The 21503-nt window shown below is 63.6% G+C and carries 17 protein-coding genes; 5 read left to right on the forward strand and 12 right to left on the reverse strand.

Annotated elements, in window-relative coordinates; all coding sequences use genetic code 11:
• Nucleotides 1-144 precede the first annotated feature (144 nt).
• From CSQ93_RS06485 to CSQ93_RS06500, 4 genes are all read left to right on the forward strand, one after another.
• Nucleotides 145-915: a DUF481 domain-containing protein gene (locus tag CSQ93_RS06485; protein WP_099377321.1), complete on the forward strand. Its 771-nt coding sequence runs from the start codon at nucleotides 145-147 to the stop codon at nucleotides 913-915.
• A 1-nt stretch (nucleotide 916) separates the two neighbouring features.
• Nucleotides 917-2800, forward strand: coding sequence for an esterase/lipase family protein (locus tag CSQ93_RS06490; protein ID WP_099377322.1), 1884 nt, complete (start codon nucleotides 917-919; stop codon nucleotides 2798-2800).
• Between the two features lie 124 nt (nucleotides 2801-2924).
• Nucleotides 2925-3569: a hypothetical protein gene (locus CSQ93_RS29365; protein ID WP_233516075.1), complete on the forward strand. Its 645-nt coding sequence runs from the start codon at nucleotides 2925-2927 to the stop codon at nucleotides 3567-3569.
• A 40-nt stretch (nucleotides 3570-3609) separates the two neighbouring features.
• Nucleotides 3610-4251 (forward strand): RES domain-containing protein, encoded by a 642-nt coding sequence (locus CSQ93_RS06500; RefSeq protein WP_158301150.1) that lies wholly within the window; start codon nucleotides 3610-3612, stop codon nucleotides 4249-4251.
• An 11-nt stretch (nucleotides 4252-4262) separates the two neighbouring features.
• On the opposite strand, the gene CSQ93_RS06505 is transcribed toward CSQ93_RS06500, so the two are convergent.
• The 12 genes from CSQ93_RS06505 to ppc form a co-directional block, all read right to left on the reverse strand.
• Nucleotides 4263-5258, reverse strand: coding sequence for a response regulator (locus tag CSQ93_RS06505; RefSeq protein ID WP_099377324.1), 996 nt, complete (start codon nucleotides 5256-5258; stop codon nucleotides 4263-4265).
• 13 nt (nucleotides 5259-5271) lie between these two features.
• Entirely contained in the window at nucleotides 5272-8979 is a 3708-nt protein-coding gene (locus tag CSQ93_RS06510; RefSeq protein ID WP_099377325.1) for a PAS domain S-box protein, read from the reverse strand.
• Between the two features lie 359 nt (nucleotides 8980-9338).
• Nucleotides 9339-9995: a hypothetical protein gene (locus CSQ93_RS06515; protein ID WP_099377326.1), complete on the reverse strand. Its 657-nt coding sequence runs from the start codon at nucleotides 9993-9995 to the stop codon at nucleotides 9339-9341.
• Nucleotides 9992-10360 carry a hypothetical protein gene (locus CSQ93_RS06520; protein WP_099377327.1) on the reverse strand — a complete coding sequence of 123 codons (369 nt, stop codon included), beginning with the start codon at nucleotides 10358-10360 and terminating at the stop codon, nucleotides 9992-9994. The genes CSQ93_RS06515 and CSQ93_RS06520 overlap by 4 nt, the downstream gene beginning before the upstream one ends.
• Nucleotides 10361-10434: 74 nt before the next feature.
• On the reverse strand, nucleotides 10435-12894 hold the full coding sequence (locus CSQ93_RS06525) for a TonB-dependent siderophore receptor (RefSeq protein ID WP_233516076.1): 2460 nt from the start codon (nucleotides 12892-12894) through the stop codon (nucleotides 10435-10437).
• A 136-nt stretch (nucleotides 12895-13030) separates the two neighbouring features.
• A complete protein-coding gene (locus tag CSQ93_RS06530) occupies nucleotides 13031-14011 on the reverse strand; it encodes a FecR domain-containing protein (protein WP_158301151.1) in 981 nt (326 codons plus the stop codon).
• Entirely contained in the window at nucleotides 14008-14514 is a 507-nt protein-coding gene (locus tag CSQ93_RS06535; protein WP_099377330.1) for a sigma-70 family RNA polymerase sigma factor, read from the reverse strand. Before CSQ93_RS06535 ends, CSQ93_RS06530 begins: the two co-directional genes overlap by 4 nt.
• 135 nt (nucleotides 14515-14649) lie before the next feature.
• The gene (locus CSQ93_RS06540; RefSeq protein WP_099377331.1) at nucleotides 14650-14925 is read right to left on the reverse strand and encodes a hypothetical protein; all 276 of its coding nucleotides are present in this window, start codon (nucleotides 14923-14925) and stop codon (nucleotides 14650-14652) included.
• An 84-nt stretch (nucleotides 14926-15009) separates the two neighbouring features.
• Nucleotides 15010-15303, reverse strand: coding sequence for a hypothetical protein (locus CSQ93_RS06545; protein WP_158301152.1), 294 nt, complete (start codon nucleotides 15301-15303; stop codon nucleotides 15010-15012).
• 37 nt (nucleotides 15304-15340) lie between these two features.
• A complete protein-coding gene (gene pyk, locus CSQ93_RS06550; protein ID WP_199534285.1) occupies nucleotides 15341-16801 on the reverse strand; it encodes a pyruvate kinase in 1461 nt (486 codons plus the stop codon).
• Between the two features lie 86 nt (nucleotides 16802-16887).
• A complete protein-coding gene (gene gap / locus CSQ93_RS06555) occupies nucleotides 16888-17898 on the reverse strand; it encodes a type I glyceraldehyde-3-phosphate dehydrogenase (protein ID WP_099377333.1) in 1011 nt (336 codons plus the stop codon).
• Between the two features lie 32 nt (nucleotides 17899-17930).
• Complete coding sequence (ppc, locus tag CSQ93_RS06560; protein WP_199534286.1) at nucleotides 17931-20684, reverse strand: phosphoenolpyruvate carboxylase; 2754 nt, start codon at nucleotides 20682-20684, stop codon at nucleotides 17931-17933.
• A gap of 351 nt (nucleotides 20685-21035) precedes the next feature.
• Between ppc and CSQ93_RS06565 the strand changes: the two genes are divergently transcribed.
• Complete coding sequence (locus tag CSQ93_RS06565; RefSeq protein ID WP_099377334.1) at nucleotides 21036-21491, forward strand: RrF2 family transcriptional regulator; 456 nt, start codon at nucleotides 21036-21038, stop codon at nucleotides 21489-21491.
• The last annotated feature ends 12 nt before the right edge of the window (nucleotides 21492-21503 follow it).

Below are 21503 nucleotides of genomic sequence, written 5' to 3' on the forward strand. Positions count from 1 at the left end.
CCTCGACAATGTTTGGCCGCGCCCGCGCGCGCATGCTGATGTGCGCATGTTTTCGGCGCCTCCCGGCTTGCCGCGGCCTGCAAACCACCACTGCCACTAACGAATATCAGGCGCGCCTGGCGCGCGCCAAAAACCAATACAGCCATGAAATCGACCCACTCTCTCGCACTGGCGCTGGCCATGACCTGCGGCAGCGCCGCCGCCGCAGACACCAAGCAAAGCATGCTGTTCGATGAAATCCCCATCGGCAGCTGGAGCACCTCCGCCGAACTGGGCGCCATCACCACCTCGGGCAACACGGTCGGCACCTCCGTCACGGGCAAGATCGACGCGCGCCAGGAACTCGATGACTGGAGCAACCAGTACATCTTCAGCGGCTACTTCAAGGAAGACGAAACAACCAACGACGACGGCGAGAAAGTGCGCGAACGCTCGGCCGAACGCTTTTCCGCCTCCGCCAAGGCCGCCTACAAGCTGATGGCCGACCATGAAAAACTGTTCGTGCTGGCCTCGCACGTGAACGACAAGTTCGGCGCCTACACCAAGTACTCGACCCTGGCCGTCGGTCATGGCTCGCGCTGGTACCAGTCCAGCGACAAGAGCGTCGACGTGGAAGTCGGTCCTGGCTATTTCAGCGGCACCAACGACGCGGGCGAATCGGAACACGGCCTGACGGTGCGCGGCGCGGCCGCCATGAAGTGGAAGATCAGCCAGTCAGCCATGTTTACGCAGACGATCAGCGTGGAACGGGGCACATCGAATACGCACTCGATCGCCGAAACAGCGCTCAGCACCAAGATCAACGGCACCATGCAGATGAAGGCCGCCTTCAGCGCCCGCAACGACACGCGCGTACCGGATGACAAGAAGAACACGGATACGCAAACGTCGCTGACCCTGGTCTACTCGTTCTGAGATGCCGGCCACGCTGATGCGGCGCTTGCGCCTGGGCGCCCTGCTCTGTGCCGCGGCGCTGCTGAGCGGCTGCGCCGCCGTCACCGTCAGCGCCATTTCTCCAGCCGACTACCTGCAGCAGCGGCGCGGCGACATCCTCACCACGGGCAAACTCAGCGCCTCGGCCAGCGACGTGCTGCGCATCATCGGCAGCGACATCGCCGCCTGCGAAGCCAATACGGGCAGCTGCCGCGCCGACCTGGCCCGTTCCGAGCTGCTCAGCGACGAGCAGCGCCTGGCCACCCTGTCCGAACTGTGGCTGGAAAGCGCGCTGGCGGAAGAAAAACAGGGCGGCCACCCGAGTGCGGAAACGCTGGCCGCCTGGCTCGAATCGGCCCGCTATGCGTATGCCTACCTGTTCTACACGACGCGCACGCCGGGCCAGCGCGCCTTCGAAGAACGCCAGACGCAAATCCGCGACTACTATAACTACGCCGTGCAAAAAGCCGTCGGCAACCTGTTCCGCCACCGGGGCGAATACCGCCCGGACGGCCATGTGATCCGCGTCGCCGGCTGGCAGATCGACAGCGAATTGTCGGCCCTGCGCCTGCCCGACGACGGCACCCTGCCGGAAGAACTGCTGCCGGCCACCTCGCTGTCGTTTTCCGGCCTGCGCAATGTGTACCGGCGCGACGGCTTCGGCGCCGACCTGGTGGCCGTCATGCCCAAGCCCCAGGCCTCGAAAGGCGAGTATGTGCCCTATCAGGAAACCCGCTTCCCCGTCGTCACGGCGCTGATCCGCTTCGACGGCAACAGCCTGCAGGAAGTGCTGGCCACGCAGCAACTGCTGGTGATGCTGGTCGACCCGACGCGTAGCGAATCGACGCGCATGGCAGGCCAGGAACTGCCCGTGGCCGCCAATTTCACGGCCGGCTATGGTTTGTGGCTGGCCCGTTCCGGCTTCGGCGTGCAAGCGCTGCGCACGCTGTTCGGCCGCGCCGACGGCATCTCGCGCCCGCAGGTGCACCTGATGCAGCCCTACGACCCGAACAAGCGCACCATCGTCATGCTGCACGGCCTGGCCAGCAGCCCGGAAGCGTGGATCAATGTGGCGAATGAACTGATGGGCGACGAGCAGCTGCGCCGCCGCTACCAGATCTGGCAAGTGTACTACCCGAGCAATGCGCCGCTGGCGGCCAACAACGCCGCCATCCGCAAGGCACTGAACGCGACGCTGGCCCAGTTCGACCCTTCGGCCAAGGCCGACGCGGCCAACGACATGGTCTTGATCGGCCACAGTATGGGCGGCGTGCTGGCGCGCCTGATGGTCTCCGACGCCAGCAACACCCTGCTCGACGCCATCACGGAAGAATACAATTTGAAGGGCAAGAAGGCGGAAAAAGTGCGCGCCGGCCTGGCGCCTTACCTCAATTTCACAGCCATGCCGCAAGTGAACCGCGCCATCTTCATCGCCGCGCCGCACCGCGGCACCTCGTTCGCCAACCACAAGGTGGCGCGCTGGATCGCCAACCTGATCACACTGCCCATCAACATGCTCGACCAGTTGTCCGACGCGGCCGGCAGCCTGGCGCAGCTCGACACGGGCAGCAGCGAACCGCTGCGCATCCCCAACAGCATCGATAACCTCAGCGACAAGGACCCGTTCGTGCGCCTGGTGGCCGACCTGCCCATCAGTCCGAACGTGCGCTACTACTCGATCATGGGCAACGACACGCCGGAGCTGCCCCTGGCGGAATCGAGCGACGGCGTGGTGCCCTACGCCAGCGCCCACCTCGACGGCGCCCTGTCGGAAAAAGTCATCCCTTCGTGGCACAGCGTGCAGGAAAGTCCGCAGGCGATTCTGGAGATACGGCGGATTTTGCGGCTGCCTGACACCTTGCCCTGATGCACTTGGCATTCTTTCCGCATGCTTTATCGCTGGATACGAAAGTTACATCGCATGATAAAGTTGCGAAACATGAGAATCTTGTATATAGTGTTCTTTACCACGCTACTGCAAAGGAATCATCATGACAGCGCATCTGCATCACGATACTCTGGCGCCCGAGCTTCAGGCATTAACGGATAACGACCTGCGGGTGGTGGAACAATTCTCGCGCCTCGTGACCGCACAGCTCGACATACTGGCGCAAGGGCCCGAGCGCCCGCGCCTGATCGACCTGGCCACGCGCGCGCTCCATGAGGCGCGCGCCTCGCTGGGCGCCCCGCCGCCGCTCACGCCGCTCCAGCTCCCAGGGTCAAAACTCAAGGTATCCGATGTCATCGGACAAGGATGGGTGGAACTGTCGCAGGCGTCGCTGTATCGCTCGGTGGAAAACAATCGGTTTTATTGCGTGACGCCCAAGGGGCGCAGTATCGGCAAGGAATTTCCTGCATGGCAATTTGTCCAGCCCGTACCGGAACTGATCGCGCCGGTACTGGCCATCCTTGCCGGCCAGCCCAGCAGTGAAATCCATGCCTTCTGGGTCAGTGGTGCAGACGAACTCAATGAACTGTCGCCAGCAGAGATGCTTGCGGGCAAATCGTTCGAGACGCGGGCCGAAATCCATCCAGGCCAGCAGGCGCTGCTGAATCTGCCGGCAAACGAGAGATTGCGCAAGGTGCTTGCGGTGGCGAAATGGCAGCATAGGGGGATGGCTGACATCGTAGGTTAACATGCAACTCGGACATACAACGTCCCCCGTCCCGCCGGACATGGCTGCGCGCCTGCCGGCATTGACATCGTTGCGCGTTGAATTATTAAGCAATCTTGCCACCCATCAAGCAGGCCAACCCTTGGTACGCGCAGCGTGGAACGCGGCATCCGTCTGGCCCGCGAAGGTCGAACGCACCTACCGCTTCGGCCCGCCCGCCGAGCCGGCTGACTCAAACGGTTTCCCCTATCACTGGATATATATCGCGGAAGATACCTGCACGGCAGCATGGGAAGCCCAGCTTTGCCGCAACGACGTCACGCGCCCGGGCACGTTTTACATCGCGCATGGCGCGCAACAAGCGCTGATCGCGACCTTGTCATTCAGCGCCCCGCTGCAATTGCTCGATCTGACAGGGCTGGCCGCCAGCCGGCTCGGTATTTTTGACCAATTGCGCAGCCCCGATCACGGCTGGTGCCAATGGCTGGGCTGGCAGCTGGATCAGATCATCGCACAGGAAGCCGGCGCGATTCACGGTTTCATGTATCCATCGCGCCGCCAGCCCGGCAAACTAGCTTATGGCATTTCATCGCGCCACATGGCAACCTTGGGCCAGGCCATGGCGTGCTCACAGCTGCCATTCGGCGACACTGAGGCATACTCACGCTTGCTGTGCGATCGCCTGCGCGTGGATCCGCCCTGACCTGAGGCGCCCTACACCGGCTCGCGCCACTTGTCCTTGATCTCCAGCATCGCTGGCAGCTGTTCCACAAACAGCGCCAGCAGGTCCGGGTCGAAGTGCGTGCCGCTGTCGCGCTGCATGGTGGCGATGGCTTCGTCGATGGTCCAGGCGCGCTTGTACGGGCGTTCGCTGGTGAGGGCGTCGAAGACGTCGGCGATGGCGACGATGCGGCCTTCGTGGGGGATTTCGTCGCCTTTCAAGCCTTGCGGATAGCCGCTGCCATCCCATTTTTCGTGGTGCGTCAGGGCGATGGTTCGCGCCATTTTGAGCAGGCCGCCCGCGTGCTCGCCGATGATGGCCGCGCCGATTTCCGCGTGGCGGCGCATGACTTGCCATTCGTCCGCATCGAGCTTGCCCGGCTTTTGCAGGATGGCGTCGGGGATGCCGATCTTGCCCACGTCGTGCATGGGCGCCGCATTCAATAAATCTTCCGCCCTGGCCGCGCTGTAGCCGGCCGCCAGTGCCAGCTGGCGCGCGTAATAGCTCATGCGGATGACGTGCATGCCCGTCTCGTTGTCCTTGTATTCGGCCGCCTGGCCCAGGGTCTGGATCACCTGCAGGCGCGAGCGGCGCAATTCCTCGGCGTCCACCAGCGACAGATGCGTGCGCACGCGGGCGCGCACGATGGGCGGACTGACAGGTTTCGTGATGTAGTCGACGGCGCCGGCGTCGAAACCGTCCGCCTCGTCCTTCACGTCGCACAGTGCCGTCACAAAAATGACGGGGATGGACGCGGTGGCCGGCATGGCCTTCAATTGGCGGCACACTTCATAGCCCGTCATGGCGGGCATCATGATGTCGAGCAGGATCAGTTCGACGGGATTGTTCTGCGCCAGTTCCAGCGCCTTCTCGCCATCCTTCGCATACAGCAGGCGGTAATCGTCCTGCAAAATCTGGCGCAGCACCTGCAGATTCGTCGCTTCATCGTCGACCAGCAGCAGGATCGGTTTGTCTTCGTGTAAGGTCATCGTTAGCCCAATATCAGGAAAGGTCGGCCGGCGCTGGCGCTTCCAGCCATGCCAGCAGCTGGCGCAGCACGCCCGCGGCGCGCGCAAATTCAAAGTCGTCGATGGCGCTGGCCAGCGCCTGCAGGCGCGGCTGCTGACCGTGCGGCGCCAGCACGGCAGCAATCTGCGCCATCAAGGCGTCGTCCAGCTGTCCGCCTTCCAGGCTGGCGATGGCTTGCCGCAGCAAGGCGCCCGCAGCGGAGGCATCGAGGGGCGCGCTGGCGGCCGGCGCCGCCATGGCCACGGCGGGCAGGCCCACCTCTTCCAGCTCGCCGGCCAGTGCCATGAAGGCGGCCGCCAGCTGCACCAGCAATTCCGTCACCGGCAACTGGCGCGCGATGGCTTGCTCGATGCGTCCCAGCAGGCTTTCAAGCTGCACCAGGCACAGGTTGCCCGCCGCGCCCTTGATACGGTGCAGCAGATGGCCGGCCACGCTGCTGCCGCCGCGTTCCAGTTCCGCCGCCAGCATGGCGGCGCAATCGCCATTGGCCTGCACGAAACGGCCAATCGCGCGCTGCAAGGCTTCGCGTCCGCCCCACAGGGCGATGCCGCGCTGCCAGTCGACCTGGCCGGACGCCACTCTCGCCGCCGCGCCCGATGCCGGCGGCGGCATGGCCACGGCGATATCGAGCAGGCGGGCGATTTCCGCCGTCAGCTTGTGCATTTCCAGCGGCTTCGAAGCAAAGCCGTTCATGCCGGCCGTCTGCGCGGCGCGCCGGTCCTGTTCCAGCACGCTGGCCGTCAGGGCGATGATGGGTGTCGCCTTCAGGCCCTGCTCGCGCTCGAATACGCGGATCAGGCGCGTCGCTTCCAGGCCATCCATGCGCGGCATCTGCACGTCCATCAGGACGATGTCGAAACTGCCCTTGCTGAACTCGCGCACGGCGCTCTCGCCATCGCTGGCGGCGATCACCTGGTGGCCGGCCGCGCCCAGACTGATCAACAGCAGCTCCACGTTCTGCGGCACGTCGTCGGCCGCCAGGATGCGCAGCGGCGGCAAGGCCACCACGGGCTGCTCGCTGCGGCGCGCCACGGCCTTGCCCGGCGCCAGCGGCAGCAGCACGTGGAACACGCTGCCCACGCCCAGGGTGCTTTCCACCGTGATGGTGCCCCCCATCAGCTCGACCAGCTGCAGCGAAATCGTCGTGCCCAGTCCTGTGCCGCCAAAGCGCCGGCTCATCGAGGAATCGGCTTGCGTAAACGGGGCAAAGATTTTATCCAGGCGGTCGGCCGGGATGCCGATGCCCGTGTCGTGCACGGCGATATGCACCTGCTCGCCCTGCATGTCGACAGCCACGCGCACATGGCCCACTTCCGTGAACTTGACGGCGTTGCCGATCAAGTTCGTCAGCACCTGCTGCACCCGGCGCGCGTCGCCCAGGAAGAACTGGCCCATGCCGGGATCGACATCGACATGCAGCACCAGGTCGCGCGCATGCGCCGTGACGCGCAGGGACGCGGCCACGTGATCGACCAGGTCGGGCAGCGAGAAGTCCACCAGTTCCAGCTCGGTGGCGCCCTTTTCCAGTTTGGCCGTGTCGAGGATGTCGTTGAGCAGCTCGAGCAGCGAACGGGCGGACTGGCGCACCGTGCCCAGGTGGCGGCGCTGCAGGCTGTCCAGGGCGGTCCCCAGCAGCACTTCCGTGAAGCCGATGATGGCGTTCATCGGCGTGCGGATTTCATGGCTCATGTTGGCCAGGAAGCTGGTCTTCGATTCGGCGGCCAGCTCGGCGCGGTCTTTCGCTGCGCGCAGGTTTTCCTGCATGGCGCGCCGTTCGCTCACGTCCGTGGCCAGCTTGACCACCTTGAACGGCTTGCCGTCCGTGTTGAAGATCGGGTTGTACGAGGCCTGTATCCACACTTCGCGGCCATCCTTGCCGATGCGCTTGTACTCGCCCGTATTGAATTCACCTTGCGCCAGGTGCTGCCAGAATGCGATGTAATCGGGCGAGGTCACATAGCCCGCCTCGCAGAAAATGCTGTGGTGCAGGCCCAGCACGTCGTCGAGCCGGTAGCCGACCAGGTCGAGGAAGTTCTGGTTGACCGCCAGGATGCGCCCCTGCAGGTCGAACTCCGCAACGGCCGTCGCGCGCGAGATGGCCGTCACCTTGCCTTCGTATTCGGCGTTGCGCAATTCGCTTTCCGTGATGTCGAGGATGACGCCGTCGATCCAGCGCACCACGCCGTCGTTATCGAGCACGGGGCCGCTGCTTTCGCGCACCCAGCGCTCGCGCCCGTCGCGGTGGATCATGCGGTAGACGTTCTCGAAGTCGCGCTTTTCGCCGGCCGCCTGCACGCAGGTGTCGTTGACGCGCTGGCGGTCGTCCGGGTGCACCAGGTCGAACAGCCTGACGCGCCCTTCGGCGAAGTCCTGCGGCATCCAGCCCGTCAGGTTGAAAACGGCGTCGCTGATGAAGATCATCTTCCATTCGGGCGCGAAGCTGCAGTGGAAGGATACGCCGGGGATATTGCGGATCAGGGTGCGGTACTGGCGCTCGCTGTCTTTCAGCGCCTGCTCCATGCTGCGCGACGAGCGCATGTCCGTGACAAACGCCACGAACAGGGGCTGGCCCGGCGTGTCGATCTTGCCGATCGCCACGCGCATGGGCAGCACCGTGCCATCCTTGTGGCAGCCATCGAGTTCGCGTCCACTGTCGAGGATACGCGAGGCGCCCGTTTCCAGGTAGTCGCGCAGATAGCCCTCGTACTCGGCCGCGTCGGCCTGCTGCAGCAGCACGCTGGCGTCGCGCCCCACGATATCCGCTTCGCGCCAGCCGAACAGGCTTTCCGCGGCCGGATTGAAGGAGCGCACCTTGCCCTGGCCATCGATGGTGATCAAGCCGTCGGCCGCCGTATCGACAATGGCGCGCAGGCGCGATTCGCTGGCATTCGCATGACGCAGCAGCTGGCGGTAGCGCAGCAAGCCGTTCGCGGCGGCCACGAAGACGGTCAGGGTGACGGTGATCAGGGCCACGGCCAGGGCCACGAACGACGCTTGCACCGTGATCGTGTTGTCGCCCGCCGTGGGCGTGCCGGAAAAGCGCGCCGCCAGCATGCCCGTGTAATGCATTCCGGAAATGGCCAGCCCCATGACGACGCTGCTGACCAGCAAGGATGCCAAGGGAGTGAGGCGCAAACGCATGGCGCTCAGGCCGAAGCGTATCCACAGGGCCAGCATGGCCATGACGACCGCCACCACCAGCGACAGGGCGAACAGCCACGGCTGATAATGCAGGGTCAGCGAGGTCTGCATGGCGGCCATGCCGCTGTAATGCATGGAACCGATGCCCACGCCGACGAGCACGCCGCCCACCACCAGCTGGCGCCAGTTGATGCTCGGGCGCGCCAGCATGTGCAGCGCCACCCACGAGGCCGCCACGCCGGGCAGCATCGAGAGCAAGGTCAGGCTGGGGTCGAAGGAGACGCGCGTGCAGATGTCGAAAGCCAGCATGCCGATGAAGTGCATCGACCAGATGCCGCCGCCCAGCGCGATGGCGCCCGTGATGATGGCCGTCTGGCGCTGGAAGCCGCGCTCGCTGCTGCGCGCCATGCCGGCGATCTGCAAGGCCATGAACGAGGCAAAGATGGCGATGCCGATGGAAAACAGCACCAGCCACGCATTGTGCGTGCCATAGATGTACTGCATGGTATCGGTCGATACGGCAAAGATGGAACTCAGCATACTGTCGTGAACTCAATAGAGTGAAACGTGACGTCGCAAAACATGACGGCGCACCGCGCGCGCCGGCGCCACGCTTTTTACTAAAGCGGCAACACAGCGGAAAAGACAACGGTAGCAGTCGACCAGGGCAAGGCTCGGTCATCACGCCCGCGCCTGCCGCGCGGGGGAAAGGTGCTTTTTACAGAGGGAAAAAGCGGAATGCGTACGAACTCTGGCGCGGATGGCTGGCCGCCAGCGTGACGATGATTTTTTAAAGAGCCATGAGTATAGTTGCTTTGCGAACATATTCATAGGACTTCAGCAATACTATGACAAGGAAGGCAATATTCTGAGGTCGCGATGCGACAGCGCTCGTCTGTTCAAGCTGGCGGCCACTGCGCGCGTATGGCGGCAGATGCCTGATAAGTCGGACCGGCACGCACGGCCACAGGGATACCGGCCAGTGTACAGCGGCGGCTCAGCTCGTCCTTGATTTGCCGCAACGACCAGCGCTGCGGCACGGGCAGATCCATGCCCACCACGCGGATCAGCGGACAGTCACCGAGGGTCGTGTGCAGCAGCAGCTCCACGCGCGCCATCGGTGGCCCGCCGCGGTAGACATTCACGGCGCCCGCGTAGGTGACCACCTCGAGCGCGCGTATCTGCCGCGGCGCCAGTTGCAGCACCTTGTCATGGCCAGGCAGGCGCCGCGTCACCCGGCGCAGCAGCAGGCCGGCGTCGTTGATCTCGACATGAAAAGACAGAGCGGGGCCAGTCAGCACGAACAGGGCGACGATCCATGCGGCCAGCGCCGGCAGGAGCAGCAGCACTGCATCGCCCGCGTATGCCGCATCGCGCCAGACGGCTTGCCCGACAAAGGCGAGGATCAGGGCGCAGCCGCCCAGCAGCACGCTGCGCCACAGCACGGGACGCAGATTGGCCATCATCGCCGCTTGCGAGCTTGCATCGTCGGCCGGCGCAAAGCGTATCCATTCCGCACGCGCCGGCTTGAAGCGCCTGGCGGGAATGCCGCTCAAGCGTTCTGCGCCAGCATGCCGCGGAACCACGCCAGTTGCTCGCGCGTCAGGTAATTGGCGCCATCGCCATGCAGCAGGACGATTTCGATCTCGGGCGGAATCGAGGCGATCAGCTGCGCGCCCGTGACGGGAATCTTGGGGAAATTGATACCGGCCAGGAAAGTCGGGTCTTCCGCCACCGTCACGCAGCGGCGCTCGGGATTCGGCGACGGCACGAGGAACAGGTCGATCTGCTCGCTTTGCCCGCCGATAACGACGTGCAATTGCGCGGCCAGCAGTTCAGGCAGGATCAGCTCGATGTTATTCTCGGCGCGCGATTGCTGGAAGGCGCTTTTCAGGGGCGTAAGGACAGGGATGGCGGTCATGGCAAAGTGGAAAGATAAAGACGGCGGCAGTGTAGCAGAGGCGCCCGGACGGGCGCGCTCTGCTGGCGCAGCCGCTACATCTTGTAGTTCAGCGAGACAAGCACGCTGCGCGGCGCGCCGTAGCGCTCCAGGCCGCCCGACCAGGAATAGCCGAGCGCCTGGTAGTAGCGGCGGTCGAGCACGTTATCGATGTTCACGCGCAGCTGCAGCTGCTCATTGATGCGATAGCCAGCCGTCAGCCCGACGATGGCGTAAGCACCCTGCTGCGTCAGGTAAGCCTTGTCGCGGCGGTCGATCCTGTCCTGCGCATACACGGAGGCACCCAGGTTCCATTGCGCCAGGCTGCCGCTCAGCTGCACGTTCGTGTACAGCTTGAACAATTGCTTCGGTTCATCGGTAGCGATGCGCTGGCCGACGTTGGCGGCCACGCTATCCTTCGTGTACTTGGCCAGCACATAGGTGTAGCCTCCCGAAATCTGCCAGCCCGGCAATGGCGAGCCCGACAATTGCAAGTCGACGCCTTCGCTCTGCACCTGCCCGGCCGCGCGGGCGCAATAGATGGGGCCGCCCGTGGGGCAATTGACTTCATCGGTCATGGCGCGGTTGTTTTGCCGGATGCGGAACAAGGCACCGCTGGCGTTGAGCCTGCCGCCAAAATATTCTCCCTTGACGCCCACTTCCAGGTTGGTGCCGCTCAACGGCGGCAAGGTATTGCCTTTGACATCGAGCACGCTTTGCGGCTGGAAGATCTGCGTGCCGCTCGCATACACGGAGTGGTGCTGGTCCAGATCGTAGACGAGGCCCGCGTACGGCGTAAATTTCGCGTTTTCCGTCAGGCTGCGGCGCCACGTCGGATTGGTGGCATACCAGCCCGTGACATCCTGCGCATACCAGCCGAAGCGCCCGCCCAGCACCAGGCGCAGCGGATCGGCCAGGCTGAAGTTGCCTGCCGCATACAGCCCCTTCTCGTCCGTCTTGCGGCCCCAGTTGTACGGCTCAAATGGCGCGCCGTTCATGCGGTAGGCGCGCGGATTCCAGTGGCGGATATCGATCACGCGCGTTTGCGCGCCTTCCCAACTCTGGGCCGCGTCCGAATCGTCATGGCGGTAGCTGGCGCCGACGATGACGTCATGCTGGCGGCCAAACCAGGTGACGGGGCCGCTCAAGCGCCAGTCCGCCACCACTTGTTCCGTGCTGTACTTCCAGCCAGTTTCCGACTGTTCCAGCAGATACGTTTCGCCAGCGACGCGGCTGTTGGTGGTATTGCGCGTGTCCGACGAGGCGTCGATATGCGTGATGGCGAAGCGGCTGCGCCAGCCCTTCTCCAGCTTCGTTTCCAGGTCGGCGAAGACGACGTTGTTGTCGCGTTTCTGGAAGGAATCAGCATTGTTCAGGAAAGTCGAGCGGGGCAAGTCCATGTGACGGCCATCGGGCAAGGTCGGCAAGCCGACGAACACGCCGCCGGTGCGGCTGTGCTGGCGCGAAAAACCGATGCCGGCCGTGGTCGATGGCGTCAGGTCCGCCTCGACGATCGCATACACGGTGCTGTTCTTGTTGTTGACCACGTCGACGAAGCTGTCGCTGTCGCGCAGGCTGGCCGCCACGCGCCCGCGCACGCTGCCCGAGTCGTTCAGCGCATTGCTGGCGTCCACCGTCAATTGCCGGTCCTTCCAGCTGCCCAGGTGAATGGATGCGTCCAGCAAGGGCGTGGCCGTGGGACGCTTGCGCACCATGTTGATGCTGCCCGACGGCGCGCCCGCCCCTTCCATCAGGCCGGTGGCGCCGCGCACCACTTCCACGCGGTCGTACATCAGCATGTCGGCCGAGACGTTGCGCTCATTGAAATCCGTGACGTCGAGCGGCAAACCATCGACATTCACATGGCTCAAGGCGAAGCCGCGCGCGAAATACCTGGTTTCCTGGTCGGATACGCCCTGCGTCTTGCCATACAGGCCAGGCGTGGCGCGCGCCACGTCCTGCAGGGTGGTCAGATCGAAATCTTCCATTTGCTGGCGCGAAATGACACTGACCGTTTGCGGCGTGTGGCGCTGCGACAGGTTCAAGCCCGTGGCCGTCGACATATTACGGGCTGTATATAGGCCAGTGCCTTCCGTGGCGCGGTCCGCCTCGGCGCTGACGACCACGGCCGGCATGCTGGTCAGGCCGCCATCGGCCGTGCTGGTATTGATCTTGCGCAACAGGTAATTGCCATTGCCGTTATCAAGCACTTCGAGGCCGCTGCCTTGCAGCAGTTTTTGCAGGCCGGCGGAAACGCCGTGGCGCCCCTGCAAGCCCGGCGTCACCAGGCCGTCGAGCGCCACGCCCTGGGTGGACAGGTTGACGCCGGCGGCGATGGCAAACGATGCCAGTGCGCCGCGCAAGTTGCCGGCGGGAATGCTGTAGTCGCGCTGGCTGGCGGCCGGGCTGGCCTCCGCGGCCAGCGCTGTTTGCGGCAAGGTGGCGCCGGCCGTGCCCACGGCGAGCAGCAGGACCAGCGCGGCGCGCACGGCGCCGGTGGTGGGATGGAGCGTCATGCGTGCTGTTGTCAAACTGCGGTGCTGCAAAGCCATGTGGACCCTTTCGATGGTTCGGATTGTTCGTTCTCTACCTTGTATGACGAAGCAATCCGAAAAAAGGGACAGGGAAAAAGCAAATTGCGCGCATGTCGGCTTACGCCGCCTCGACACTGATCCAGTAGCGCGTGCGGCGCGCCAGCCGGATCGGCAAAGAACCTTGCAGCAAGAGCAAGATGTTGTCCGGGTCGTTCAACTGGAAAATGCCGTCCACGGGCATGGCCGCCAGCGCCGGATCGCAGCGCAGCACGCCATAGCGATAGCGCGCCACCTGCTCCAGCACCTCGCCCAGCGGCATGCGCTCGGCGATCAGCACGCCCTGCAGCCAGGCATCCGCATGAGGTGACAGCGGCGTCAAGGCGGAAACGGCCATGTCGTCGAAACTGCCCTGCCGGCCCGCATCGACCCTGCGCAAGGCCTCGGGCGCCCGCGACGGCGCGATCTCGACGGCGCCTTCGCTGACGCTCACCTCGGTGCGCGGCGCCAGCACGCTACCGCGCTGGCGCACGCTGAAATGCGTGCCCAGCGCGCGCACGGCGCCATTGCTGCTGCGCACGAGGAAGGGACGGGCCGGCACGGCCCTGTCGTGCGCCGTGGCAATATGAAGTTCGCCCGCATGCAAGTCCACCAGCCGTGTCGTGTCATCAAAATGCACGTCGATGGCCGTGTCCGTATTGAGCACCAGCTGCGTGCCGTCGGGTAATGTCATGTGGCGGATTTCGCCCCTGGCCGTGCGGATGCCGGCGCGCCACGCTTGCCAGGGTGCCGACTGGCTGGCCAGCCACAGCGCCGGCCCGGCCGCGATCAACCCCGCCAGGCCGTAGAGCACGGCACGCCGCTGCGGCGACTTCGGCACCGCGTCCGCCGTCTGGCGCAACGCGGACGGCACGCTGGACAGGGTGCTGCACACCAGCTCGGCCCGCTGCCAGGCCGCTTCGTGCGCGGGTTCGCTGGCGCGCCAGGCCTGGAACGCTTGCTGCTCGTCGGGCGTCAAAGCGCCCGCGTGCAGGCGCACCAGCCATTGCGCTGCCGCGCGCGCGGCGCGGGGATCGATGGCCGCCGTGCTGGTGGAGCTCACAGGATCAGCAGGATGCAACGTTCGAACGCCTGCACCATGTAGCGCTTGATGCTGCGCTCGCTCACGGCCAGACGCCGGGCGATTTCCCCATAGCCGAGGCCGTCGACATGGGCCAGCAGAAAGGCATTGCGCACCAGCGGCGGCAAGCCGTCCAGCATGGCGTCGATGCGCTGCAGGGCTTCGCGCACGAGCAAACGCTCTTCCGGCGACTGCATCAGCAGATCGGGTTGCTGCGCCAGGGTTTCCAGCCAGGCCTGTTCCAGCGACAGGCGTCGGTAATGGTCGATCAGCAGGCGCTGCGCCACGGTCGTCAGATAGGCGCGCGGCTCGCGCAAGCTTTGCCGGTTCTCCGGCGGCGCCGTCAGCAGGCGCACGAAGGTATCCTGTGCCAGGTCGGCCGCATGGTCGGCGCACTGCAGCTTGGCGCGCAGCCAGCGCATCAGCCAGCCATGGTGGTGGCTGTAAATGCCGGCTATCGACTCGCTGGACTGCGCAATGTTCACTGGGGACTCCGATGCGCGCAAGGCAAGGCGCGGCTAATTGATAATAATTCTCATTATCACAAATCATTGGCTCCGGCGTCAATGCCGGCGCCTGCCTATCCTTGGAAACTGTTGTTTCAGCGTGGCGGTAATCTTCTAGCGGTCGGTATACAAGCTCTTCATCACCATGCCGCCGCGCATCTTCTTCGCGCCCGGCGCCAAGCCCGCCGGACAAGCGCCCTGGAACATGGCCGCCAGTTCCGTGCGCTGCACTTTGCTCTTGCCATTGACTTGCACGGTGGCGTCGGCGCTCAGGGTATATGCCCTGGCCAGGTCGCCCTTGAAGGTGACGGCCAGCCTGGCGTCCGGACGCGCGCGTGGTCGACGCAGATTTCCCAGGAAAATGGCGAGGTGGCGGGCGTCACCTTCCACAGCCCCGTGGCGCGCTGCGCTGCATGGGCAGTCCTCAGCTAAAAACTTGAATATAGCAAAGAGGAACGCGCACAGGCCACACGCTTAGCCGTGCATCTCGGGCCTTGCGGCCAGCACGAAAGGAATGACAAACGGCCCCAGGAAAGTCACCATGACGGCACGGATGGCCGTTATTCGTAAGGCGCGGCGTTTGGCGATGAAGAGGCAAGCGAAGGCCGACAGCGACCAGATCAAGGCAGGCAAGTACTCGGTCATCATGAACTCCGGATGCGCCTTGGAAGGCAGGAAAGCCATGCTGACACGGAAATGTGGCGACCGCAATGGCAGATTGGGCATCTGCCATTGCGGTGGGCGGCCAACCGCCTGTTTTTCAGCCATTCTTAAGGCTGCAGGCCACTGGCGGCGGGCGAGACGGTCAGTGCTGGCCGATCTTCATGATTTTCAGCGCATTCGTGCCGCCGACCTTGCCCATCGGCTCGCCCCAGGTCAGCACGACGGTGTCGCCCTTGGTCACGACTTTATGTTCCACCAGCAAATCTTCCGCCTGCTGCAAGACCTTGTCGCGGTCCGTGCCGGACGTCAGTTCCAGGGTGCTGACGTTGCGGTACAGGGCCAGCTTGCGGCGCGTACCCACGCTCGGGGTCAGCGCGACGATGGGGATATCGATGTTGCAACGGCTCATCCACAGTGCCGTCGAACCCGATTCCGTCAGGGTGGCAATCGCTTTGACGCGCAAATGATGGGCCGTAAACAGGGCGCCATACGCGATCGACTGGTCAATGCGCGAGAACGTGGCGTTGAGGAAATCGGCGTCCAGCTTGCAGGTATCCCACTTTTCCGCGTCCAGGCAGATGGCGGCCATCGCTTCCACCGTTTCGATCGGGTAACGGCCCGAGGCCGTTTCCGCCGACGTCATGACGGCGTCCGTGCCGTCGAGCACGGCATTCGCCACGTCGGACACTTCCGCGCGGGTCGGCACGGCGTTGACGATCATCGATTCCATCATCTGCGTGGCCGTGATCGCCAGTTTATTTGACGCGCGCGCCATCTTGATCATGCGCTTTTGCAAGGCCGGCACGGCCGCGTTGCCCACTTCCACGGCCAGGTCGCCGCGCGCCACCATGATGCCGTCGGAAGCGTCGAGAATTTCTTGCAGCGCTGGAATGGCTTCCGCGCGCTCGATCTTGGCGATCATCATCGGCTTGTGGTCCCACGCTTCGCCGGCGATGTTGGCCAGCTGGCGCGCCATGACCATGTCGGTGGCGTTTTTCGGGAAGGACACGGCCACGTAATCGGCCTGGAAGCTCATCGCCGTCTTCACGTCTTCCATGTCTTTCGCCGTCAGGGCCGGCGCGGACAAGCCGCCGCCCTGACGGTTGATGCCCTTGTTGTTCGACAATTCGCCGCCGATCTTGACGGTCGTATGGATTTCGCTGCCGACGACTTTGTCGACCGTCAGCACGATCAGGCCGTCGTTGAGCAACAATACGTCGGCGGCGCGCAAGTCGCGCGGCAATTCCTTGTAGTCGAGACCGCAACGCTCCAGGTTGCCCAGTTCGCCGTTCTCGCCCCATTTCGCGTCGAGAATGAACTTGGCGCCGTTTTCCAGGAAAATCTTGCCTTCTTCAAACTTGCCCACGCGAATTTTCGGGCCTTGCAAGTCGGCCATGATGGCCACTTCGCGGCCGCACAGGGCTGCCGCCTCGCGCACCATGCGGGCGCGGTCGATATGGTCTTGCGCCTTGCCATGCGAAAAGTTCAGGCGCACGACGTCGACGCCGGCCTTGAACATGCGGACCAGGGTATCGATGTCGTTCGAAGCGGGGCCGATGGTGGAAACGATCTTGGTGGCGCGTTGCTGTACTTGCATGGTCATGGTTGCTGCTTTCTAAAATAAGTTGCTACAAGGGCCAGCCTTGTGGGCCGGCCGTCCTGGTGCGCTGGATCAGCGGTACTACGTTCTTACTTGGCCGCCATCAGGGCGACCGTGGTGTCCAACATGCGGTTCGAGAAGCCCCACTCGTTGTCGTACCACGACGACACTTTCACGAGGCGGCCCGAAACCTTGGTCAAGGTCGAATCGAAGTTCGACGAGGCCGGGTTGTGGTTGAAATCGATGGAAACGAGCGGTTCCGTCTGGTACGTCAGGATGCCTTTCAGGGCGCCTTCGGACGCCGTTTTCAGCAAGGCGTTGACTTCCTCGACCGTCGTGTCGCGCTTGGCGATGAAAGACAGGTCGACCAGCGACACGTTGATCGTCGGCACGCGGATGGCAAAGCCATCGAGCTTGCCATTCAGTTCCGGCAAGACCAGGCCGACGGCGGCCGCCGCCCCCGTCTTGGTGGGAATCATCGAATGCGTGGCTGAACGGGCGCGGCGCAAGTCTTCATGCATCACGTCGGAGAGCACCTGGTCATTCGTGTAAGCGTGCACGGTGGTCATCAAGCCCGATTCGATGCCGATGGCGTCGTTCAGCGGTTTCACTAATGGCGCCAGGCAATTCGTCGTGCACGACGCGTTGGAAATCACGGTGTCCGTGGCTTTCAGCACGTGCTGGTTGACGCCGAACACGATGGTGGCGTCCACGTCCTTGCCGCCCGGTGCGGAAATGATGACTTTTTTCGCGCCGCCCTTCAAATGGGCCGAGGCTTTTTCCTTGGTCGTGAAGAAACCCGTGCATTCGAGCACCACATCAACGCCCAACTCTCCCCACGGTATCAGGGCCGGATCGCGCTGCGCGAAGACGCGGATGCGATCGCCATTGACGAGCATGTTCTCGCCGTCGATGGTGACGACGCCGGGAAACTTGCCGTGTACCGTGTCGTAGCGCGTCAGATGGGCATTCGACTTGGCGTCGCCCAGGTCATTGATGGCGACGATTTCGATATCCTGCTGCTTGCCGCCTTCATAGAACGCGCGCAAGACATTGCGGCCGATGCGGCCATAGCCATTGATGGCAACTTTGATGGTCATGCTGTCTCCTTGATATTGTTTAAATGAATCAATTAACCGCTATTGCGCAACCCCGCCGCGATGCCATTGATCGACAAATGAATGCCCGTGCGCGCCGCCGCATCCTGCTTGCCCTCGCGGAAGCGTTTCAACAGCTCCACCTGCACGTGATTGAGCGGGTCGATGTACGGGAAACGGTTGCGTATGGACCGCTGCATCAGCGGGTTGGCTTGCTGCAACTCTTCCTGGCCCGTGATCAGTTTCAAGGCGTCCAGGGTGGCCGCGTATTCGGCGCGGATGCGCGTGAAGATGGCCTCGCGCAATACTTTATCCTTGACGAGTTCCGCATACTTGCCGGCAATGGCGATGTCGCTTTTGGCCAGCACCATATCCATGTTCGACAGCAAGGACGTGAAGAATGGCCAGTCCGTGTACATGCCACGCAGCACGTCCGCGCCATCGGCGGGATGGGCGGCCAGGTAGGCTTGCACGGCGGAACCGAAACCGAACCAACCCGGCAGCATCAAGCGGCATTGCGCCCAGCTCAGGACCCAGGGAATGGCGCGCAAATCCTCGATGGACGTGGATTTCTTGCGCGAGGCGGGACGGCTGCCGATATTCAGGGCGGCAATCTCCGCGATCACCGTCGATTCCCAGAAATACTGTTCAAAGCCTTCCGTACCGTAGACGAGGTCGCGGTAGGCGTTCAGGGCCGTGCCGGACAGCTCTTCCATCGCGGTCAGGTGGCCCGCGCCGGCCGAAGCCTTCGGCTGCAGCTGTGCCTGCGGCAGCAGGGTCGACTGGATGGTGGCGGCCACCAGCACTTCCAGGTTGCGGCGCCCCACTTCCGGGTTCGCATACTTGGCCGTGATGACTTCGCCCTGCTCCGTCAGGCGGATCTGTCCCTGCACGGCGCCGGCCGGTTGGGCCAGGATGGCTTCATAGCTGGGTCCGCCGCCGCGGCCGACGGAACCGCCGCGGCCGTGGAACAAGCGCAGCTTGATCTGGTATTGCTTGAAGACCGTCACCAGCTCGATCTCGGCCTTGTAGAGTTCCCAGCCGGACGTGAGGAAGCCGCCGTCCTTGTTGCTGTCGGAATAGCCAAGCATGACTTCCTGCTGGTCCGCGCGCGATTCGAGCAAGCCACGGTAGAACGGCAAGCCGAAGGCGCGCGCCATGATGGCGGGGCCGGCGCGCAAGTCGTCGATGGTTTCAAACAGGGGAATGATGTTGACATCCACTTCGCGGCTGTCCTGGCGCAGCAAGCCCACTTCTTTCAGCAGCAAGGCCACTTCCAGCAAGTCCGAGACGCTGGCTGCCTTCGAAATGATGCAGTTCGGCACAGATTCCGCGCCGTATTTGACATGGGCTTCGCGCACGGCGCGGAAGATGTCGAGTTCGGACGTCGTTTCTTCCGAGTATTGCGCATACGGCGACGTCAGCAGGCGTGGCGACTCCAGCTCGGCCAGCAGCAAGCTGATGCGCTGCTCTTCATCGAGGTCGAGGTAGACGAGGCCCGGCTGGGCACCGGCGAACAGTTCGCCCACGATGCGCTCATGCACGTCGGAATTCTGGCGCAAGTCCAGCGGCGCCAGCGAGAAACCGAAAACCTTGACGGCGCGGCGCAGCTGGCGCAGCCGGCCACGGGCCAGCGCGCGCAAGCCATTGCTGACGAGCGAATGCTGGACCACGTCCAGGTCGGCCAGCAGTTCGGCAGCGGCCGCGTAGGGCTGCACGCCATCGGCTTGCTTGCCTTTGCCGGAGAGAACCACGCGCGTGGCGTCCAGGCGCGCATGGATGCCGTGCAAGGCGCGGCGGTACGGCTCGTCCACGCGGTGCGGCGACGCATCGGCCGAGCGTTCCGCCAGCGCGCGCAGCGGTTCGCTGCAGGCGTTCAGTATTTGCGCCAACGACAGCTGCGATGCGAGCTTGCGCAATTCGCCCAGGTAAAAATCGAGCACCTTGTCGGCCTGCGTTTGCAGGGTGCTGCGCAGGATGTCGGCCGTGACAAACGGGTTGCCGTCGCGGTCGCCGCCGATCCAGCTGCCGACCTTCATGAAATTGGGTAATTCCGCATCTTCCCAGCGGGCGTCGCGCTGGGCCAGCATGGTTTCCAGCGAGGAATATAATTTCGGCAATTCGCGCAAAATCGTGTGGTCGTAGAATGACAGGCCATTGGCCACTTCATCCATGACGGACAGCTTGCTGGTGCGCAGCAGACGCGTCTGCCACAGGGTGACGATGCCGCGGCCCAGCGCTTCTTCGTTTTGCTCGGCTTCTTCCGGCGTCATTTGCACACGGTCGCGCTCGCTCAACAGGCGCGCGATGGCCATCTGGCAATTCTGGATGCTCTTGCGCTGCACTTCCGTCGGGTGCGCCGTGAAGACAGGGCTGACGAACGCATCTTCAAAGAAGGTTTCCAGCGCATCGGCCTTGCCGGCGTCAAACACATTGCCGACGGCATGGCTGAGGCTACCCTGGCGCGGCGGCGAACCGGCGATCAAATGGGCGCGCGTGCGGCGGATGTGATGCTGGTCTTCCGCAATATTGGCCAGCAGCGAGAAATAGCTGAAAGCGCGCGTCAATTGCGTGGTTTCTTCCTGCGACAGCGCTTGCAGCGCGTCCGACAGTTGCGCGCGCGCCGCTTCATCATTGTCGCGGCGGAAACGGATGGCCAGCTGGCGCACATGTTCGATACGCTCGAAAGCGGGGTCGCCCAGGTGGTTGCGGATGGCGTCGCCCAGCAGACGGCCCAGCTGGCGGATATCGCTGCTCAGCAGCTCGTCTTTCACTTCATTCATTTGCATGGTATGTATTTCCTGGGGCGGCCACGGCGGCACCGCACAGATTGCGTAGTTCGCGCTTCCCTGCCCGGGAAACGCCCATCGTCGAATTTGTAGTAAATTTACCTTATTGCTTCACCATCCTCTTGATTTCCATCAATAAAAATCCCACCCAAAGGACCAGCAAGGGCTTACGAGCTGTTTGCCAAGGCAACAATATGAAAATTTACTACGCATTTAGGCGAAAGGCAATCAACTTTTGTCTTTCGAGGCTGAAAAGTGACGGCGCAACACACAGGCAACACACAGGGCCTGCCCTCTCCTGTATGCTGCGGTTGAAACAAGGATGTAATCCACATCTTATGAACGAACCCCATGCGACTGACTGCCTACACTGACTACACCCTGCGCACCCTGATGTACCTGGGCGTGCACCGCGACCGCCTCGTGACCATCCAGGACATCGCCGACCTGCACTCCATCTCGAAGAATCACTTGATGAAGGTGGTCCACCAGCTGGGCCTGTCAGGCATCGTGGAAACGGTGCGTGGGAGAAATGGCGGCCTGCGCCTGGCGCGCGACCCGGCCGAGATCAATATCGGCACCGTCGTGCGCGAGACGGAAAACGATTTTTTCATGGCGGAATGTTTTAACAAGGAAAACAATACCTGCCCGCTCACGCCCGATTGCCTGCTGAAGGCCAAGCTGGGCCAGGCCACGGCCGCCTTTCTGGCCGTGCTCGACACGGTGACCCTGGCCTCGATACTCGAAGCGACGCCGGGTGCGCCCGCGCTGGCGGCGGGCGTGATCCCCCTGCACGTGGCAAAGTAAGCGCGCCAAAAA

The organism is Janthinobacterium sp. BJB426, assembly GCF_002735705.1.
Taxonomy (GTDB): domain Bacteria; phylum Pseudomonadota; class Gammaproteobacteria; order Burkholderiales; family Burkholderiaceae_D; genus Janthinobacterium.

What these genes read in the sequence shown, in the direction of transcription:
- CSQ93_RS06485 (WP_099377321.1), top strand. Translation starts at nt 145, where the DNA reads ATGAAATCGACCCACTCTCTCGCACTGGCGCTGGCCATGACCTGCGGC.
- CSQ93_RS06490 (WP_099377322.1), top strand. Translation starts at nt 917, where the DNA reads ATGCCGGCCACGCTGATGCGGCGCTTGCGCCTGGGCGCCCTGCTCTGT.
- CSQ93_RS29365 (WP_233516075.1), top strand. Translation starts at nt 2,925, where the DNA reads ATGACAGCGCATCTGCATCACGATACTCTGGCGCCCGAGCTTCAGGCA.
- CSQ93_RS06500 (WP_158301150.1), top strand. Translation starts at nt 3,610, where the DNA reads ATGGCTGCGCGCCTGCCGGCATTGACATCGTTGCGCGTTGAATTATTA.
- CSQ93_RS06505 (WP_099377324.1), bottom strand. Translation starts at nt 5,258, where the DNA reads ATGACCTTACACGAAGACAAACCGATCCTGCTGCTGGTCGACGATGAA.
- CSQ93_RS06510 (WP_099377325.1), bottom strand. Translation starts at nt 8,979, where the DNA reads ATGCTGAGTTCCATCTTTGCCGTATCGACCGATACCATGCAGTACATC.
- CSQ93_RS06520 (WP_099377327.1), bottom strand. Translation starts at nt 10,360, where the DNA reads ATGACCGCCATCCCTGTCCTTACGCCCCTGAAAAGCGCCTTCCAGCAA.
- CSQ93_RS06525 (WP_233516076.1), bottom strand. Translation starts at nt 12,894, where the DNA reads ATGACGCTCCATCCCACCACCGGCGCCGTGCGCGCCGCGCTGGTCCTG.
- CSQ93_RS06545 (WP_158301152.1), bottom strand. Translation starts at nt 15,303, where the DNA reads ATGGCTGAAAAACAGGCGGTTGGCCGCCCACCGCAATGGCAGATGCCC.
- pyk (WP_199534285.1), bottom strand. Translation starts at nt 16,801, where the DNA reads ATGACCATGCAAGTACAGCAACGCGCCACCAAGATCGTTTCCACCATC.
- gap (WP_099377333.1), bottom strand. Translation starts at nt 17,898, where the DNA reads ATGACCATCAAAGTTGCCATCAATGGCTATGGCCGCATCGGCCGCAAT.
- ppc (WP_199534286.1), bottom strand. Translation starts at nt 20,684, where the DNA reads ATGCAAATGAATGAAGTGAAAGACGAGCTGCTGAGCAGCGATATCCGC.
- CSQ93_RS06565 (WP_099377334.1), top strand. Translation starts at nt 21,036, where the DNA reads ATGCGACTGACTGCCTACACTGACTACACCCTGCGCACCCTGATGTAC.